Origin of the sequence: Pseudomonas chlororaphis subsp. aurantiaca (assembly GCF_013466605.1) — a bacterium.
Taxonomy (GTDB): Bacteria; Pseudomonadota; Gammaproteobacteria; order Pseudomonadales; family Pseudomonadaceae; genus Aquipseudomonas; species Aquipseudomonas chlororaphis_I.
In genome coordinates, this window is sequence record NZ_CP059162.1 from 4683954 (window position 1) to 4702251 (window position 18298).

General features: G+C 62.0%; 15 protein-coding genes, 1 rRNA gene and 1 pseudogene. 7 read left to right on the forward strand and 10 right to left on the reverse strand.

Features of this window, described 5'->3' with window-relative positions:
* Positions 1-741 precede the first annotated feature (741 nt).
* Both H0I86_RS21020 and H0I86_RS21025 read left to right on the forward strand, forming a co-directional pair.
* On the forward strand, positions 742-1068 hold the full coding sequence (locus H0I86_RS21020; RefSeq protein WP_180922043.1) for a hypothetical protein: 327 nt from the start codon (positions 742-744) through the stop codon (positions 1066-1068).
* Positions 1069-1110: 42 nt separating this feature from the next.
* Positions 1111-2316 carry a hypothetical protein gene (locus H0I86_RS21025; protein ID WP_180922044.1) on the forward strand — a complete coding sequence of 402 codons (1206 nt, stop codon included), beginning with the start codon at positions 1111-1113 and terminating at the stop codon, positions 2314-2316.
* A 7-nt stretch (positions 2317-2323) separates the two neighbouring features.
* On the opposite strand, the gene H0I86_RS21030 is transcribed toward H0I86_RS21025, so the two are convergent.
* Positions 2324-3121, reverse strand: coding sequence for a hypothetical protein (locus tag H0I86_RS21030; protein ID WP_258019352.1), 798 nt, complete (start codon positions 3119-3121; stop codon positions 2324-2326).
* A gap of 332 nt (positions 3122-3453) precedes the next feature.
* Here H0I86_RS21030 and H0I86_RS32540 point away from each other — a divergent pair.
* Positions 3454-3736 (forward strand): annotated as a pseudogene (locus tag H0I86_RS32540) (hypothetical protein).
* A gap of 145 nt (positions 3737-3881) precedes the next feature.
* Here the strand turns inward: H0I86_RS32540 and H0I86_RS21040 are convergent.
* From H0I86_RS21040 to H0I86_RS21055, 4 genes are all read right to left on the reverse strand, one after another.
* The gene (locus H0I86_RS21040; protein ID WP_180922045.1) at positions 3882-4877 is read right to left on the reverse strand and encodes a lipase family protein; all 996 of its coding nucleotides are present in this window, start codon (positions 4875-4877) and stop codon (positions 3882-3884) included.
* A gap of 206 nt (positions 4878-5083) precedes the next feature.
* Positions 5084-6109: a histone deacetylase family protein gene (locus H0I86_RS21045; RefSeq protein ID WP_180922046.1), complete on the reverse strand. Its 1026-nt coding sequence runs from the start codon at positions 6107-6109 to the stop codon at positions 5084-5086.
* A gap of 10 nt (positions 6110-6119) precedes the next feature.
* Complete coding sequence (locus tag H0I86_RS21050; protein ID WP_180922047.1) at positions 6120-7349, reverse strand: Zn-dependent hydrolase; 1230 nt, start codon at positions 7347-7349, stop codon at positions 6120-6122.
* A 28-nt stretch (positions 7350-7377) separates the two neighbouring features.
* Positions 7378-8682 (reverse strand): MFS transporter, encoded by a 1305-nt coding sequence (locus H0I86_RS21055; protein ID WP_180922048.1) that lies wholly within the window; start codon positions 8680-8682, stop codon positions 7378-7380.
* 182 nt (positions 8683-8864) lie between these two features.
* Between H0I86_RS21055 and H0I86_RS21060 the strand changes: the two genes are divergently transcribed.
* Positions 8865-9800, forward strand: coding sequence for a LysR family transcriptional regulator (locus H0I86_RS21060; RefSeq protein ID WP_180922049.1), 936 nt, complete (start codon positions 8865-8867; stop codon positions 9798-9800).
* Here the strand turns inward: H0I86_RS21060 and H0I86_RS21065 are convergent.
* From H0I86_RS21065 to H0I86_RS21075, 3 genes are read right to left on the reverse strand one after another with little or no spacing between them, the layout of a single operon-like run.
* Complete coding sequence (locus H0I86_RS21065; protein ID WP_180922050.1) at positions 9794-10723, reverse strand: 2-hydroxyacid dehydrogenase; 930 nt, start codon at positions 10721-10723, stop codon at positions 9794-9796. The two genes, H0I86_RS21060 and H0I86_RS21065, sit on opposite strands and share 7 nt — an antisense overlap.
* Positions 10720-11475: a class II aldolase/adducin family protein gene (locus H0I86_RS21070; protein ID WP_009050034.1), complete on the reverse strand. Its 756-nt coding sequence runs from the start codon at positions 11473-11475 to the stop codon at positions 10720-10722. The genes H0I86_RS21065 and H0I86_RS21070 overlap by 4 nt, the downstream gene beginning before the upstream one ends.
* Positions 11472-12773, reverse strand: coding sequence for an MFS transporter (locus H0I86_RS21075; RefSeq protein ID WP_180922051.1), 1302 nt, complete (start codon positions 12771-12773; stop codon positions 11472-11474). The genes H0I86_RS21070 and H0I86_RS21075 overlap by 4 nt, the downstream gene beginning before the upstream one ends.
* Before the next feature lie 155 nt (positions 12774-12928).
* On the opposite strand from H0I86_RS21075, the gene H0I86_RS21080 reads away from it, so the two are divergent.
* Entirely contained in the window at positions 12929-13915 is a 987-nt protein-coding gene (locus H0I86_RS21080; protein WP_180922052.1) for a LysR family transcriptional regulator, read from the forward strand.
* Between the two features lies 1 nt (position 13916).
* On the opposite strand, the gene mrdA is transcribed toward H0I86_RS21080, so the two are convergent.
* On the reverse strand, positions 13917-15809 hold the full coding sequence (gene mrdA, locus H0I86_RS21085) for a penicillin-binding protein 2 (RefSeq protein WP_180922053.1): 1893 nt from the start codon (positions 15807-15809) through the stop codon (positions 13917-13919).
* Between the two features lie 243 nt (positions 15810-16052).
* On the opposite strand from mrdA, the gene H0I86_RS21090 reads away from it, so the two are divergent.
* Together H0I86_RS21090 and H0I86_RS21095 are read left to right on the forward strand one after the other, a co-directional pair.
* Positions 16053-16985, forward strand: a complete 933-nt coding sequence (locus H0I86_RS21090; protein WP_180922054.1) for a TIGR03571 family LLM class oxidoreductase — start codon at positions 16053-16055, stop codon at positions 16983-16985.
* Complete coding sequence (locus H0I86_RS21095; protein WP_180922055.1) at positions 16975-17979, forward strand: zinc-binding dehydrogenase; 1005 nt, start codon at positions 16975-16977, stop codon at positions 17977-17979. The genes H0I86_RS21090 and H0I86_RS21095 overlap by 11 nt, the downstream gene beginning before the upstream one ends.
* 134 nt (positions 17980-18113) lie before the next feature.
* Here the strand turns inward: H0I86_RS21095 and rrf are convergent.
* Positions 18114-18229: ribosomal RNA gene (rrf, locus tag H0I86_RS21100) — 5S ribosomal RNA — on the reverse strand.
* Positions 18230-18298 lie beyond the last annotated feature (69 nt).

An 18298-nucleotide genomic window follows, 5' to 3' on the forward strand; every position in this document is an offset into this window, starting at 1 on the left:
GGATTGCGAGGAGCACGCAAGCCAAGGCCAATGTCTACACCCGGTTCAGATGGCAGTAAAGGGAAGTTTGGCCCGTGGCCAGCCTTGCCTTTAAGAAGCAAAACCTGCGCCACGGGAGAAACCGCGCCAGGGCATCTTGACGTTAACGTAAAGCGGATGGCAAGTGCCGTATGGCGTCCGGTTCCCCCTGGTACTCACTGGTCGCCTGGCGGTAGAACGGCCCGGTAAATGACCAGTCTGAATGGGGGAACATAAAGCAGGTAATGCGGACAGGCTGCCAACTAGGTCCCTTTATATTCTGAAATGACTTATTGCCAATACTTACAAGAAGCCAGGGTCATTCTTTAGCGGGGTTATAAAGACAACTTCGCACTATTACCAGCCGCACTTATCTTTATAGCCATCCAGTAACACCATCCTTTCCCTGGCCAAGTCAGTTATCCGACAAATCTGTAACCGCTCAAAACTTCAGGGGCATCTTACTGTTTTAAATAAATAAAAAAATATTATCGGACACTAGAAAACAATGACTACGCTGATCTTGCTGGATGCGAACGGACAGAACGCGAGTCGACAAGGAGGTCGAAGTCATGCGTCAGAACACTATTGCCCCGCACTTCTACGACCTATCAAGACCGTCAGCTTGCACACTTCAAGCCGCCCAGAAAAATCACCTACGCCCCTCTAAATCAACCTCCCGAAAAGTTGCCACTTCAGGACAGAGCCTGATTGGCGCCCCCTATGAAAGTCCATGGAGATGGAAAGCCGGAATTCAGCGCAGACCTGGACCCCACCAGCAGCGAGCATTCCCTGGAGGCCACGCTTCCTGGCAACCACCGCGCTATCGCCACCGACGGCGTCTATGGCATCGCCTACCAGGACGACTGCAGCGAACCCCGGCAAGGTCGGGCCTGCAGTACCACAGCCAGTCCATCAGCCGCCAGGACAGCTGATATGAGCATTGCCGCGGTCCATATCGCCCCCTGTATCGGCAGTGGCGGTGAGGCGTTGCGGTCAAGGCTCGACGGCAAGTACCACGACCCCAGCCTGCCCTGCACGGCCGGCTGATCCTGTTCCGAAGACACTCCTCAAACAGTCACAGGTGCCTGAATGAATACCAAATGGTTGAACGGCTTGAGCATTTTCTATGACGACAACAGTAACGAGTCCCTGCGCGGCGTACTGAAGACCGATGTCAGCGGTCACCTGATCGGCACCTATCAAGGGCCGAAGGCTTCCGGCTACACCACGCTTTATGGCCGCCTGGAGACAAAAAATGGCACGCTACGCCCGAGCTATCTGCTTCCCGCCTTCACCCAGCGAACCCAGAAGGATGTCGACACCACGTCGATCCAGGCCAGCGACGACTTCGTTGCCGTCTGGGCCAGCAACGACCCGGGAGCCTTTCGCATCTTCGTGCGTAAATACAGCGTCAGCGAGAGCCAGGGTATCGGCGCGCCCTACCCGGAAATCCAGATCAGTGGCTCCAACGGGGATTACGTCTGCCCCAGGGTCATCTACAACCCCGCCAACTGCCAGCTCTTCGCCTGCTGGATCGGCGTGACCGAACGCCAGTTGCAAGGCATCTGGCTGGACAAGGACACCCTCGAGCCGACCAGTTATCCGGTGATGATCACCACGGCCGTCTATCCGACCCTGTTTAATCCCGGTGCCGACCTGGACACTTCCACCTACGAAAATATCGTGCTGATGAACCATGGCGACGGGGTGATCGTCGGCGTCCAGGAAACCCTGAGCAAGATCAACTTCCTGCGAGTGGGCAACCCCACCTCCGGCACGTCGCAGGTCAAGCTGCTGACCAGCTACTCGCAAACCGGCATGGGCAAGTTCCATGCGACCTTCGACACAGTGCACAACAACATCATGCTGGTTTATATCGGCACCAGCGCCTATGTCTATGGCGACCGAGTCCGGATCTTCGGCAAGGCCGATCAGTATGAGGCCGAGCAGTACCAAAACGATCAGGACCTGCAAGCCCTCTCCCCCGTTCGCCTGAACAACAATGTCTACGCCTCGAGCCAGCCCTATATCAATGCCATGCCGGCCGCATGCGGTGTCATTGACTTCCTGGTGACCTGGAGTACCGGTTATACCGGCATCTTTTTCAACCGGTTCGATGACACCTTCATCCCCTTGACGGCGGAAACATCGATCAACCCGAACGACAGCGGCAATACCTTTCCGAAAGCCGTCGCCAGCGACAACCAGATCGCCGTGCTGCTGCAGGCGACCCGTTTCAACAGTAACGCCCTGGGCGCCCAGGGCATCCTGGCTTATGTGAGCAACTACGACTAGGCAGCGCTTACCTTCCGCCGACATCCCGGGCGGGGCCGATCCTGCCCCGCCCGGGATAGATAAGGTTCTTGGCAAACATCGCTTCACCGATGCCGATAGCCGTCGAACCCTGGGCCAGAAAGTTTTCGATTTCGTCTCGATGCCTGGCCATGAAGTTCGCTTCTTCCGCGCTGAGCGGTTTGAGTGCGCCATTGGCCTTGGCCACGGCCTCCATCTGCAACCCTTCTTCGCGGGTACATTGCAGGTTGCCGGGATCGCTGAGCACGATCATCGAGCCAGCCTTAACGTCACCCAAGTCGGGATTAAGCGACTCAAACTTGCTCATCACGGCTGGATTGCGAGAAGTGAACAGCACGGACTCAAGCTGTTCACGGCTCATGCTTTTAGGCACGACGTAAAAGCCCGGCTCTTGCGGTTGAGGTTTTACGACAGGTTCGGCATCAGGCAACGCAGGCTTGGCTTTTTCTTGCAGGCAACGATCCGGGGAACCCGCCGCCCAGCCCTTTCCGGTGATGTGTGAATACTTGCCGAATGTGTCGCCGCTCAAAGGGTTGAAAGGGTCATTCGAGACCAGCAGCCAATCGCCCTTTTCTACGCTCGCCAGGATTTCGCGCAGATCATCGTTCGATAGATGGCCGCGCGAACTGCCGTAGGCATAAAGCAAATCATCCAGCCCATCGATTCTGTTGCCGTAATGTCCGAGGGCCTGCTGAACCTCGGACCGGGCAAAAAATGGCGACTCGATTTTGTTGAAACCAATTCCTTCACGCTCGCGATCTTGTCGACGAATAAGGCGCAACCCCATACACCCTCCTCCCTGATAAACGATGCGTCCAAACAAGCCGTTGAACGCGGCGGATCTATTGATAAGGCGGGGGAATGGTGCTGGAGTCGGATCAAGGTCTGAGATGGCGTATTGGTCGCCTACTCTGTTGTTACGTTCAGTCATTGAGTCGGGATTGCGCTCATGAGAACGCGTCATTACTCTGCGCCGGTCGCTGCCAAATCAGCGACCGGGTGTAGGAGCCCGGGAATCGCACCGTGCACAAGCACCCAGCTTTTTCTGGGTGTTTTTTGCTGCCACCCAGCTTGTAGGAGGGTCTGGAGGTAGCCCACTTAACGCATGGAGCCATATCAATGAACGGATGCATCCCGCTTCACAGCACTGCCACCGAGCATCCTGTCCTGCTGATCGATTCCAACGCCTCGCTGGTGGACTTACTAGCCTGCACCAGGGCCGCGCATTCGCGCCATTCACAAACTGATGAACAGCCTGTCTTGCATGACCGCGCGTACTGCGGATGAAAGTGATTTGTTCCAGATCGCCGATATCGCCTCACTGCTGCTGAGCGATGGTGTGGCGTTGCTGGATGTTGCCCAGGGCAAAGCGATGCAAGGGCCGGAGGTGGGTCGGCTCTAAGTGCTTGTAGCCCTGCACGATGAGGGCCACTCAAGCATCCATTGCGAGTGAAAAGGTTTGCGGATAAGCGAGTTGCAGTTGTGTAGGCTTCCCGAAGAAATGCCGGCAACTGCAACTCGAACATCTGGGCAACGGGACTATCGCACTAGCTGCCGAACGGTGGCGGCATCGGTATATCGCCAAGCTGCAACCCCAGCAGCGATATGTACTCGTAGATGTGTTGATAGCCGGATTGAGCCTGATAGGTTGTGCACTTGGATTGAAGTTCCCCGCAGAGCCGCAGCTCCATGTTCGAGCTACCCATGCCCCATTGCGTGTAGTTCAAATTATTATTTGTAACAGTATCTATTGCCAAACAAACCATTTCCTTCGTGCCATTATCAATGACGTTGGTGGGTTCATAGAGCGTCAAGGAGAAATCCAGAGAAGTTGCGCACCACGCCATCGGAACAACATCCAGAGTGTTGTATATCCGTAGCGCATTACCGGCCATTTGCTTATTGAAATAGCTCGCAAAAAAACCATCGCCAGCCGTTGGCGCAGCAATCGTTTCGCAATAAAAATTAAAGCCCGAGAGTTTCTCTTTTAGATAGAGCGCGAGTACCGACATTAGCGCACCGCCAAGGCTATGACCGACCAATCGGATCGTCGCCCCACTCCGCTGCTTCCCGAGAAAATCGCAAAGTGTGCCCTGAACACCAATAGTAGATGGCGTATTCAATATCTTTTGTACACCCAATGCAGTTCCCGGCGATATGCTTGCCGGCACCGGGCAGCTCTTGATGAGTTCCTGTAACGGCACCATTGGAAAAATATCAAGATCGTCCACCTGATCTTGAAGAGAATCGCCAAGGGTCCCACTCGTCACCACTACGATGTCGTTCCCACTTTTCCCGCCGATCAGCACCACTGTGATATGAGCCGCGTAATCGCCATCCATAGCCAGAGCGGGGCCCCAGACTACGGCATAGCCGCCGCCAACCTTGGAGCCATTAAGGCGCGAAAGAATGTTGTCTTTAACCTGGCTCGGCGAAGGTTTTTTGATGTTTTGCCAGGACGGCGAATACCTCGCCGAATTATTCACCACGTAAGCGTGTGTAAGACTGATTTGCCTTTGTTGAATTGAGTCTAGAGAAGTCATGACTGTTCCTTGTCTCGAAGATAAATAAATTTTCAACGGGACCAACGAAAATTCACGGCAGCCGTCGATCCTTCCGGGCCAGCAAGAGTGAGTGTAGTCGCAGTTTTGGAAGCGTGAGTACGATGCAATCCCCCTTGCTCATTCAACTTGATATGCAGCCGCTGATTCAGGGGCTTTGGTATGAGGGGCGTCCAGAGGCAGCGCAATCAGCGCTTCCAGACCCCAGCCTCGGCAAAAAAAGCCCGTGCGTTGTCTTCCAGGCTTTCCAGGTGATAGCCGCCTTCCTGCACGATCAAACACGGCAGGCCGAGGCTGCGGATGCGTTCGCCGAGGCGGGCGAAACCTTCGCGGGTTACCGCGACTTTGCTTTGCGGGTCGAGCTCGTAGATGTCGAAGCCCAGGGACAGCACCAGCACTTGCGCGTCGAAGGTTTTCACTGCCGCCAGGGCGATTTCCAGTTGGGCGAGGAAATCGGCTTCGCTGGCGCCGTGGGCCATTGGCAGGTTGAGGTTGTAGCCCAGCCCCGCGCCGCTGCCGCGCTCGTCGGCGAAGCCGGCGACGCCCGGGTAGAAGTTGGTCGGGTCGCCGTGCACCGAGACGTACAGCACGTCGTCGCGCTCGTAGAAGATTTCCTGGATGCCCTGGCCGTGGTGCATGTCGGTGTCCAGCACCGCGACCCGGGCGAATTTCTCGCGCAGCACCTGGGCGGCGATCGCCGCGTTGTTCAGGTAGCAGAAACCGCCGGCGGCCTCGGCCCGGGCGTGGTGGCCCGGCGGACGACACAGGGCGTAGGCCGCCGGTTCGCCGTCGAGCAAGGCTCGGGCACCGGCAATCGCGCTTTGCGCCGACCAGTAGGCCGAACGCCAGGTCAGCTCGCCCACCGGGCAACTGCCATCAGCCAGGTAACGCGCGGCCTGGGCGAGGATGCCGCGCAGGGCGTTGGGTTCACGGACAAAGATGTTCGACATCACCTCCTCGCCCCAGTCTTCGGGAATTTCCTTCCAACGCTGGTGGGCTTCCTTGAGGAACTGCAGGTACGCCGCACCGTGCACCGCCAGCAGCGGTTGCAGGCCGGCATCTTCCGGTTGCTGCACGTCAAAGCCCAGGGAGTGCGCGGCCTGCACCAGGCGTTGGGCGCGCTCGGGTACTTCCTGGGGCGTGCGCATCTGGCCGCGGGAGTAATAGCTGCGCGGATGGTGCAGCAGCTGTTCGGGGTGGAAAAAACTGCGCATGACCTTCTCCTTATGCAACCTGGCCGGCGCGGGCCAGCACGGCGTTGAGCAATACATCGGTGCCCTGGCGCACGTCCTCGGGCAAGACGTCTTCGGCTTCGTTGTGGCTCAGGCCGCCGACGCACGGGATGAAGACCATGGCCGTGGGGCAGAACCGCGCCAGATGGATCGCGTCGTGGCCGGCGCCGCTGACGATCGATTGTTGAGCGTAGCCCAGGCCGTCCACCGCCTGCTGCACCGCCGCCACGCAGTCGGCATCGAAGGGCGTGGCCGGGCTGATCCAGTGCGGGCTGATGGTCACCTTCAGCTGGCGCTGTTCGGCGATGGCGCCAAGCCGCGCGCGGACCTCCTGCTCCATGGCGGCGATGGCGCTGTCGCGGTGGTGCCGCAGGTCGACGGTGAACTGCAATAGGCCGGGAATGGTGTTGCGCGAGGACTTGGCGATGCTCAGCTCACCGACGGTAGTCAGGCCCTCGGGGGCGAAATCCGTGGCCAGGGTTTCGATCGCCAGGATCATCTGCGCGGCGCCGTAGAGCGCGTCCTTGCGCAGCGGCATGGGCGTGGTGCCAGCGTGGGCGGCCATGCCTTCGACCTGCACGTCGAGCCAGCGGATCGCCTGGCCACCGCTGACCACGCCGATGCTCTTGGCGTTGTCTTCGAGGATCGGCCCCTGCTCGATATGCGCCTCGAAATAGGCATCCACCGCCCCGCCCAGGGGCCGTGTGCCGGCGTACCCGGTGGCGTGCAGCGCCTCGGCGACGCTGATGCCATCGGCGTCGCGCACCGCCAGGGCGGTCTCCAGGTCCATGATCCCGGTGAACACCGCCGAGCCGAACATGGCCGGGGTGAAACGCGCACCCTCTTCATTGGTCCACACCGCCACTTCCAGCGGCTTGCGGGTCTGGATGTGCAGATCGTTGAGGCGGCGCACCACCTCCAGGCCGGCGAGCACGCCGTACACGCCATCGAAGCGCCCGCCTTCGGGCTGGGTGTCGAGGTGGCTGCCCATCATCACCGGGGCGGCGTCGGGATCGCTGCCTGGACGGCGGGCAAACAGGTTGCCGATAGGGTCGACGCTCAGGCTCATGCCAGCCTCCAGGCACCAGCGGGCGAACAGTTCGCGCCCGGCCTTGTCGTCTTCGCTCAGGGCCAGGCGGCAGCTGCCGCCACGGGCGGTCGCGCCGATTTCGGCCATGGCCATCAGGCTCGCCCACAGGCGTTCGCCGTTGATCTTCAACATGCTTCGGTTCTCCGGATGCGATAAAAACTCAAGCCATTTCCAGGCGGTGGACGGCGGCATGCCGGCGAGACAGGGCCAGCACGCAGAGCAGCGAGATGGTCGCGATCAGGCTGTAGAACAGCGCCATCGGCCACCACTGGCCGGCGAACTGGTGGGCCAGCCAGGTGCCGATCAGCGGCGTCAGGCCACCGGCCACAGCGCCGCAGACCTGATAGGCCAGGGAGATCGCGGTGTAGCGCACGCGGGTCTCGAACATGCCGCTGACGTAGCCGGCGATCACCGCATAGAAGGACGCCATGCACACCACCGCCAGGGCGATGCCGAGGATGATCAGCGGCGCCTGGCCGCTGCTCACCAGCACGAACATCGGGTACGGCGACGCCATGGCCAGCAACGACACCAGGCACAGGAAACGCGTGGCGCCGAGCTTCTCGGCGGTCCAGGCCGCCAGCGGCTGGATGCAGAACTGGATGATCGCCACCACGAACAGGCATTCCAGGATCAGCGAGCGCGGCAACCCCAGTTGCTGGGTGCTGTAGGCAATCATGAAGGTGTTGGTGAAATACACCCCGGCGATGCCCAGGGTATTGGCGCCGATGCACAGCAGCAGCGGACGCCAGGCGCTTTGCAGCACTTCCATCACCGGCGCCTGCTCCTTACGCTGGGCCTTGTGCGCCTGCTCGCGGCTGGCGAGGAATTCCGGCGATTCATTGACCCCCAGGCGAATCGCCAGGCCCACCACCAGCAACAGCGCACTGGCGAGGAACGGCAGGCGCCAGCCCCAGCTCATCAGGTCTTCTTCGGGCAGGCGGGTGACCGCGCTGAAGGCCAGCAGCGACAGGATCAACCCGGCCGGGCTGCCCAGTTGGGCGAAGGAGGCGAAGAAGTTGCGCCGGCCCTTGGGCGCATGCTCGCCGGCCATCAACACCGCCCCGCCCCACTCGCCACCGACAGCGATGCCCTGGACGATGCGCAGCAGGATCAGCAGCACCGGCGCCGTCGCGCCGATCTGTGCATAAGTCGGCAGCAGGCCGATGCACACCGTGACCACGCCCATCATCAGCAGGGTGATCACCAGGGACTTCTTGCGCCCGATGCGATCACCCATATGGCCGAACACGATGCCGCCCAAAGGCCGGGCGAAGAAGCCCACGGCGAAGGTGCCGAAGGCCGCCATGGTGCTGAACAGTTTGTCGTCGGAGGGGAAGAACAAGGCGCCGAACACCAGCGCCGCGGCGGTGGCGTAGATGTAGAAGTCGTACCACTCGATCATGGTGCCGATAAAGGCGGCGGCCGTCGCACGGCGCGGCTGGGGCGAAGCTGAAGGCTTCATGGATCGTGCTCCTTTGATTATTTTTCTGGCAGGAGAGAACGGGAACGCAGAGGCGCTCTGGCGGCGCCTGTCTGGGAGGGATTTATCGTCGCGGGCCTATAATTAGTCAATTTTCTATTTATTATGCTGATTATTACCACTGCTTATTATCAGCCCTGCACTTCGACCCAGAGCCCTGCACCATGTCCAACCGCCTGCCCGACCGCCTGCTCAACGACCGCCTGGACTGGAACCTGCTGCGCACCTTTCGGGTGATCGGCCAGGAGCTGAGCATCAGCCGCGCGGCCGCCCGCCTGCACCTGACCCAGCCGGCGGTGAGCCAGGCCCTCAAGCGCCTGGAGGAACAATTGGGCCGCCAGTTGATTGCCCGGCGCGGACCACGTTTTGCCCTGACCGAAGTCGGCGAGCAGATCTTCCATCTGGCCGGCGAGATCTACGGGCAGATGTCCCAGGTCAGCGGCGTGCTGGAGCAGCCGGCCGACGAAGTGATCGGCAAGGTGCGCCTGCTGATGATCAGCCGGATCTTTTCCGAGCGTTTCGATGACTTCCTCGCCGACTTTCATCGCCAGCATCCGCGGGTCGACCTGGAGATCGAGGTGATGCGCAGCTCGGACATCGTCAGCGCCCTGCAGGAAAAAACCGCGACCCTCGGCCTGAGCCTCAACCGCCGGCCCCAGCCGCGCCTGGAACAGCGGTTGTTCCTGCGCCAGCGCTATGCGTTTTTCTGTGGCAAGCACCATGCCCTGTTCGGCCAGCAGAAGGTGGCCGAGGGCGATTTGCAGCGGGAGAATTTCGTCAGTTTCACCAGCGACCAGATCGGCGGCATGCTCTCGCCGCTGACCATCTTTCGCGACCAGCAGGGTTTCAGCGGGCGCATCGTTGCTTCGTCGCCGAGCCTGGAGGAAGTGCGGCGCCTGGTGATCGCCGGCTACGGCATCGGCTGCCTGCCCGAGCATGTGGTGGCGGCCGATGTCGAAGCCGGGCTGCTGTGGCGCCTGCCGCCCCATGAAGGCATCGCCGACGTCGACATCCATCTGCTGTGGAACCGCGAACAGCGCATGAGCCGCGCCGAGACGGTCTTTATCGAAGCCTTGCAGGCCTGCCTGGGCGCTCAGTAACCCTGGGCCCTGTCCACCTCGTTCAACAGCGGCTCGCCGGCTTGCAGGCGCCGCAGGTTGTCCGCCACCTGCTCGGCAATGCAATCGTGGGAGGCCGCCGACGCCATGTGCGGGGTAATGGTGACCCCGGGGGTGGTCCACAGCGGATCATCGGCCGGCAGCGGCTCCTGCTCGAACACGTCGAGCAAGGCGCCGCGCAATTGGCCGCTGGCCAGGGCCTGGCGCAAGTCGTCGAGGTTGAGGTGGCCACCCCGCCCGACATTGACCAGCGCCGCGCCGCGGGCCAGCCGGGCAAAGCTGTCTCGCCCGAGAATGCCGCGGGTCTCGACAGTCAGCGGCAACAGGTTGATCAGCAGTTCCACTTCATCGAGAAAGGGCTCCAGTTGCCCCGGCCCGACGAAGGTCTGCACCCCCGCCAGGCTCTTGGCACTGCGAGCCCAGCCGCGCACGTCGTAGCCGGCGGCGGCCAGGTCAAGGGCAATGGCGCTGCCCAGGGAACCCAGGCCCATGACCCCGACCTTGAACTGCCGCGCCGGCCGTTGCAGCGGCCGCTCCCAGTGCCGTTCGCGCTGCTGCTCCAGCACCCGGTCGAAGCCGCGGTGATAGTGGATCACCGCCCAGCGCAGGTACTCGGTCATGCCCTGGCGGTGCCCCGGGTCCACCACCCGGCAGATCGGCAGGTCCGGGCACGAAGGGTCGTGTTCCAGATGGTCGATGCCCGCGGCCACCGAATGAATCACTTGCAGATTGGGCAAACGCCCCAGGCTGCCGGCGGGCGGAAACCAGCAAGCGGCCATAAGTGCCTGGGCGGCACGCGGATCGTCGGTCAGCACCGCCAGCAGCTGTGGCGCACAGCGGGCAAAGGCGGCCTGCAGTTGCTTGAGCAACAGGCTGTCGCGGGACAGCAGCACCACGATGCTCATGACAGATAGGACTCGCGCTGGGACTCGATCAGGGTCAGGGCGGCTTCCCAGGCCAGTTCGATGATGTTGTCGGCGTCGTCGCGTTCGAACTGTTCGGCGGTGTGGGCACAGACTTCCGGCGACGGGTAGTTCAGCTCGCAACCGCCGGCCAGCGCCTGGACCTGGGCCTGGCAGGCGCGCTCGAGGAAATGGATCTCCTGGAAGGCATGGGCGACGCTGGCACCGCCCACCAGCAGGCCGTGGTTGCGCAGGATCATCGCCTTGTGCGGGCCGAGGTCGGCGATCAGGCGCTCGCGCTCGTCGAGGGACAGGGCGATGCCTTCATAGGTGTGGTACGCCAGCTTGCCGTAGAACTTCAGCGCATGCTGGCTGATGGGTAACAGCCCCTGCTTCTGCGCGGCCACCGCCATGCCGGCGGCGGTGTGGGTGTGGATCACGCAGTTGAGGTCCGGGCGCGCCATGTGGATCGCCGAGTGAATGACGAAGCCGGCGGCGTTGACCCGGTGCCCGGCGTAGTGCGGATCGACGATGCGCCCTTGCTGGTCGATGCGCACCAGGTCGCTGGCACGCATGCGGTCGAAAATCACCCCGTAGCGGTTGATCAAAAAGTGATGCTCGGGCCCTGGAATACGCAGGGTGATGTGGGTGTCGATCAGGTCGGTCATGCGAAAGTGCGCGACCAGTCGATACAGGGCCGCCAGCTCGCAGCGGGCCTGCCATTCAATCGGGCTCATGTGTTCAGGTTTGCTCACGAATACACCTCTTTGGCAGCGTGGTGGACAGTTGGGTTGGCGCGCAGCCGGGCCAGGCCGCAGACGCCGATCAATGACAGGACCGAGAGCAGGCTGAAGAACACCGCCAGCGGCAGCCACTGCCCCGAGAATTTGCTGGCCAGCAAGGTGCCGATCAGCGGCGTGCTGCCACCGGCGACCGCGCAGGCCAGTTGGTAGGCGATGGAGATCCCCGAGTAGCGCAGGTGCACCGGGAAGGCCTGGGTCATGTAGCCAGCGATCACCGCGTACAGCGCCGAGAGAATCACCACCGCCAGGGCGATGCCGAGGGTCATCAGCACAATGTTCTGGGTGCCGACCAACAGGAACATCGGGTACGGCGTGGCCATGCACAGCAGCGCCACCCGCTTGAGGAAGCGCCCCTCGCCGATACGCTCGGCCAGCAATGCGGAGAGCGGCTGCGACAGGAGCTGGATGATCGTCACCAGGAACAGGCAATCGAGAATGGTCGCCCGGGAAATGCCCTGGTACTGGGTGACGTAGGTGATCATGAAGGTGTTGGTGAAGAAGAAGCCGGCCGAGCCGATGGTCACCGCGGCGGCGGCGAACAGGATCTGCTTCCAGCAACTGCGCAGCACTTCCATCACCGGGTACTGGGCAGTTTCGTTGTTGTCCCGGGCCTTGGCGAACTCCGGCGACTCGTGCACGCCGGAGCGGATCATCAGGCCGAACATCATCAGCACGCCGCTGGCGAGGAACGGCAAGCGCCAACCCCAGTCGAGGAAGTCCTGCTGGTCGAGGCTGGTCACCAGGCGGAAGGCGATCAACGCCAGCAGCAGGCCGGCCGGGCTGCCGAGCTGGGCAAAGGAAGCGTAGAAAGTCTTGCGCCTGGCCGGAGCATGTTCGCTGGCCATCAGCACCGCCCCGCCCCACTCGCCGCCCACGGAAATGCCCTGGATGATGCGCAGCACGATCAGGCTGATGGGCGCCCAGATACCGACGCTGGCATAGCTGGGCAAAAGGCCGATGCCGGTGGTGGCCAGGCCCATCAGCGCCATGGTCACCAGCAGCATTTTCTTGCGCCCGAGGCGATCGCCCAGATGGCCGAACACCATGCCGGCCATGGGCCGGGCGATGAAGCCCACGGCGAAGCTGCCGAAGGCCGCCAGGGTGCTCATCACCGGGTCGCTGCTGGGAAAGAACACCTGACCGAGGACCAGGGCCGCAGCCGTGGCGTAGATGTAGAAGTCGTAGAACTCGATGGTCGTGCCGATAAAGGCCGCCGCCGCGGCTCTGCGCGGTTGAGGGGAAGTGTGCATGCAAGGACCCTGTGTAATTGTAGTTTTGGGCAGGTGCGGAAGGCTTGGATCACGGCGCTCTGCGGCGCTTGTGGGCTTTATCGCCGGCGTGCCAGGATTAGTCAATTTTCAAATCCTTATCCTTGCTATTAGCACAGCTACTAGATGGAGCCGCCATGCCCACACCACTCTCCACGTCCAACCCCTGGGTCGGTCGGCGTTTTCTCAACGATCGCCTGGACTGGAACCTGCTGCGCACCTACCTGGTGATCGGCCAGGAAGGCAGCATGAGCCGCGCCGCCGCGCGCCTGCACATCACCCAGTCAGCGGTCAGCCAGGCCCTCAAGCGCCTGGAGGAACAGCTCGATTGCGTGTTGATCGCCCGCAGCGGACGACGCTTCGAGCTGACGGAAACCGGGGAGGAAGTGCTGCGCATCGCCACCGATATCTATGGCGATATTTCGCGCCTGGGCACCGTGGTGGAGAGCCGCAACGACGACGTGGTGGGCAAGATCCGCATCCTCACCGTCAGCGGCGTGCAAGCGCCGCATTACGACGAGTTCCTCGCCGATTTCCATGAGGCCCACCCGAAAATCGAGCTGGAAGTCGAGGTGATGGGCAGCTCGGACATCATCAGTTCGCTGCTGCAAAAGACCGCGACCCTGGGGGTCGGCTTGTGCCGTCTGCCGCAACCCAGGCTGGAACAGCGGGTGCTGTTTCGCGAGCGGTATGCCTACTTCTGTGGCCAGCGTCACCGCCTGTTCGGCCAGCAGGGCCTGAACCTGCAACAGCTGGCCAACGAGAACTTCGTCAGCTTCACCAGCGACCAGCTGGGGGGCAACCTGTCACCGCTGACGCTGTTTCGCGACCAGCAGGGCTTTACCGGCAAGATCGTCGCCTCCTCTACCAGTTTCGAGGAGATTTATCGCCTGGTCTGCGCAGGGTTCGGTATCGGCTGCCTGCCGATCCACCTGGTCAAACGGAATGTCGAGCAAGGGCTGCTCTGGCGTTTGCCGCCGGACGAGGGCGTGGTGGATTTCGATATCCAGCTGCTGTGGCACCGGGAACAGAAGATGAGCCAGGCCGAAACCCTGTTCCTGGACAGCATCCAGCACATGCTCAGTATTCGTGAGCAGGTGCCGGACAGCCTGATGTTCAAATGACTCAGGCGTGGGGAACGTCCGGCCCCTTGCCCGGGCTGGCGTATTGCGGCTTCAGGTGGCCTTGCTGATCGAGCAGCCAGGCATCCATGACCTGACGCACCACCGGCCCCGCGACCCGGCCACCGGCCTCGCCGTTCTCGATCATCACCGCCACCACAATCTGCGGGTGCTCGGCCGGAGCGAAGCCGACGAACAAGGCATTGTCACGATGACGCTCGCGGGTCTTGAGCCGGTTGTAACGCTCGCCCTGCTTGATCGCCACTACCTGCGCCGTACCGCTCTTGCCGGCGATGCGGTATTGCGCGCCGGCCGCTGCGTCGCGCGCGGTGCCCCGGGGCGCGTGCATCACCATCTGCATGCCGTGGCTGACCAGGTCCCAGTCGACCGGGTCCTTGAGCTGGATATTCGGCATCGGGTGTTCGTCCACCGGCGCCACGCCATCGACGGTCTTGGCCAGATGAGGGCGATTCCACACGCCCTTGTTGGCGATCAGCGCCGTCGCCTGGGCCAGCTGTAGCGGTGTGACCTGCATATAGCCTTGGCCGATGCCGAGGATCACCGTCTCGCCGGGGAACCACGGCTGGCGCCGGGTGGCGCGCTTCCAGGCCTGGGATGGCATCAGCCCCGGCGCTTCCTCGAACATGTCCAGGGAGACTTTCTCGCCCAGGCCGAACATCGCCAGGTAATCGTGCAGGCGGTCGATACCAAGCTTGTGCGCCAGGTCGTAGAAGTAGGTGTCGTTGGAACGCATGATCGCCGCGTCCAGGTCCACCCAGCCGTCGCCGCTGTGGTTCCAGTTGCGGTATTTGTGGTCGACGTCCGGCAGTTGGTAGTAACCCGGATCGAACACCCGGGTCGAGGCGTTGACCACCCCGGAATCCAGCCCGGCGATCGCCACTTCCGGCTTGATGGTCGAACCCGGCGCGTACAGGCCGCGCAGCACACGGTTGAACAGCGGCCGGTCGATGGAGTCGCGTAACGCGCTGTACTCCTTGAAGCTGATGCCGGTGACGAACAGGTTCGGGTCGAAGCTCGGCTTGCTGACCATCGCCAGCACTTCGCCGGTCTGCGGGTCGAGGGCCACCACCGATCCGCGACGGTCGCCCAGGGCCGCCTCGGCCGCCTCCTGCAACTTCACGTCGAGGCTGAGCACGATGTTTTTCCCAGGGATCGGATCGGTGTGCTTGAGCACCCGCATGACCCGGCCCTGAGCGTTGGTTTCCACCTCTTCATAGCCGACATGGCCATGCAGCTCGGACTCGTAGAACCGCTCGATCCCGGTCTTGCCGATCGACTGGGTGCCGCGGTATTCCACCGAGTCCAGGACCTTGGCTTCCTTCTCGTTAATGCGCCCGACATAGCCGATGGAATGGGCGAAGTGCGCACCCATCGGATAGTGCCGCACGAACTGCGCCTCGACCTCCAGCCCCGGCAGGCGGTACTCGTTGACCGCCAGCACGGCGATCTGCTCTTCGGTCAGTTCATAGAACAGGGTGACCGGCACGAATGGGTGGCGTGACTGCTTCAGCGCCTTGTCGAACAGGACGCGGTCTTCGGCGGGCAGGTGCAGCAGGCTGACCACCTGGTCCAGCTCGCCTTTGAGGTCGGTGGTGCGCTCGCGGGTAATGGTCAGGTTGAAACTGGGGCGGTTGTCGGCCAACAGCACGCCGTTGCGGTCGTAGATCAGGCCGCGGGTCGGGGTGATGGGCAGCACGTGCACACGATTGTTTTCGGAGATGGTCGAGTGATAGTCGAACTCGACCACCTGCAGGAAGTACAGGCGCCCGATCAGGGTGCAGGTGATCGCGACCACCAACAGGGCACAGGCCAACAGTCTTTTGTTGACCAGCCGCGTCTCTTTTTCGTGGTCCTTGATCGGTATCGGTTCAGGCATTGCTACAGCTTCTCGTGGAATAGTGAACGCTGATCCGTGCGGGTGAATGTCGGTCCCTTGAAAAGCGAGCTGCACCATACCAAAAACCGCCCCGGCGCTTTCATGAAGAATTCGGCCGATTCGTGATGCCCGCTCAAGATTGTTGTTCCGATTCATGCATTTTTCCGTGGGCCGGGCCTGGGGATACTGCTGCCCTGTAATCCCTATGATCGTCTTGCCACGGGCGAGACGCTGGAGCCCTTCATGCACCCTCGTTTTCAACGCCTGCTTGGCAGGAACAACTTTTCCATCGGCCTGGAACTGCCCCTGGACAATGACTGGTCGAGCGATGGCCAGCGCCTGCGCCAGATCGAAGGTCGCCCTTTCGGCGTGCCGGACCTCAAACAACATGCAACCCTCGCCCGTCTGGCGGACCAGGCCGGCTTTCGTGCGCTGTGGGTACGTGATGTGCCGGTGTACGACCCGGATTTCGGCGATGCCGCTCAGGTCTTCGAAACCTTTTCCTACCTCGGCTACCTGGCCGGTATCACGCACAACATCATGCTCGGGACTGCCGCGGTGGTCCTGCCGCTGCGTCAGCCGTGGCTGACCCTCAAGGCGGCCAACAGCATCGACGAGTTGAGCGATGGTCGCTTGCTGCTGGGGGTCGCCAGTGGTGACCGGCCGATGGAGTATCCGCTGTTCGGCGTCGATTACGCCCAGCGTGGGGAGCTCTTCCGCGATGCGGTCGAGCTGCTGCACAGCCAGGGGCAGGATCGCTTGCCCGAGGGCGCGCATCTGCTGCCACAGCGCCCTGAAGCCGCACCGCTGCTGGTGGCCGGACTGGGCCAGCAATCGCCGGCCTGGATCGGTGAGCACATGGACGGCTGGCTGGCCTATCCGGGCACCCCGGAGGAGCACCGCCGACGCGTCGCACTCTGGCGGGAGGTCGGTGGCGACAAACCCTATATCAGCTTCGTCCACCTGGACCTCGCCGCCGATCCGCACGCCCCCATGCAGCACCTGCGCTTTGGCGGCCGCTGTGGGCGCCTGGCATTGATCGACGAGCTGCAGGCCCTGCGAGAAGCGGGCGTGCAGCATGTCGGCCTGCATCTGCGGCGCAGCGAACGTCCGGTGGCCGAGGCCATCGAGGAAATTGCCGAATTCGTACTGCCGAGGTTTCACCATGCCAACTGAATACAACGCCTGGGGCTGGACCGCAGGGGCCGGCCTGGAAGGCCTTCAACGGATCCGCAAGGTATTGCCGCAACCGGGGCCCAAGGAAGTGTTGATCGCCAATACCGCGATCGCCCTCAACCCGGCGGACTGGAAGATCATCGAGTGGGGGCATGCCGATTGGCATACCGGCCGGGTGCCTGGTATCGATGGCGTCGGTGTGGTGGTGGCCGCGGGAGCCGCGGTGGCGCTGAAGGTCGGTACGCGGGTGGCTTATCACCAGTCGCTGAGCCGTGATGGCAGCTTCGCCGAGTATTGCCTGCTCGATGCCGATACGGCGCTGCCGGTTCCTGAGTCACTGGATGACGCGGTTGCCGCCAGCCTGCCCTGCCCCGGCCTGACCGCCTTGCAGGCGCTGGATAAAGTCCCCGTTGTAGGTGCACGTGATGTGCTGGTGGTGGGGGCTGGCGGGGCAGTGGGTTCACTGCTGGTTCAGTTGGCGGTGCAACGTGGTTTGCGGGTGTGGGCGACGGCGTCCGCCAAGCATCATGCGCGGTTGCTGGCACAGGGCGTGGTCGGGGTCTTCGACTATCAGGCAGATACTTGGCAAACCGAGCTGCAATCACGGTTGGGGGAACGTCGCCTGCATGCGCTGTTCGATACCGTCAGCGGCGCTCACGCGCGCAGCCTGGCAGAGCTGCTGGGCTACAACGGGCACCTGGTGTGCATTCAGGATCGTCAGGAGACGACGCCATTGCCGGCGTTCAGCACCGCGATCTCACTCCACGAGGTGGCCCTCAACAGCATTCACGCTTACGGCAGCCGGACCGACTGGCAACAGCTACGCCAGTACGCCGAACAACTGATGAGCCAAACCGTGTCGGGCCTTCTGCAACCTGCACCGCTGATTGAGTTCGACTTCAACCAATTGCCGGAGAAACTGCGGGCATTGAAGAGTGGCGAGCAGCATGGCAAGTGTGTAGCCCGGCTAACGCACAACAGCCTGGGACGTTAACGCCGGTCAAGGGTGCCTTCGGCTTGAGATAGTGCTTGAGTCGAAACGCGCTACTCTCTGGCGACTGGAAATGTTTTTCTACGCGCCAAAGACAAAACCCCAACTGCTTTCGCAATTGGGGTTTCGGAATTTAATCTTGACGATGACCTACTCTCACATGGGGAAACCCCACACTACCATCGGCGATGCATCGTTTCACTTCTGAGTTCGGGATGGGATCAGGTGGTTCCAATGCTCTATGGTCGTCAAGAAATTCGGTGTGCCGACTCGTCTTTCGACGTTTCAGCAAATTGGGTATGTAATAGCTTTGTGTGTTTTC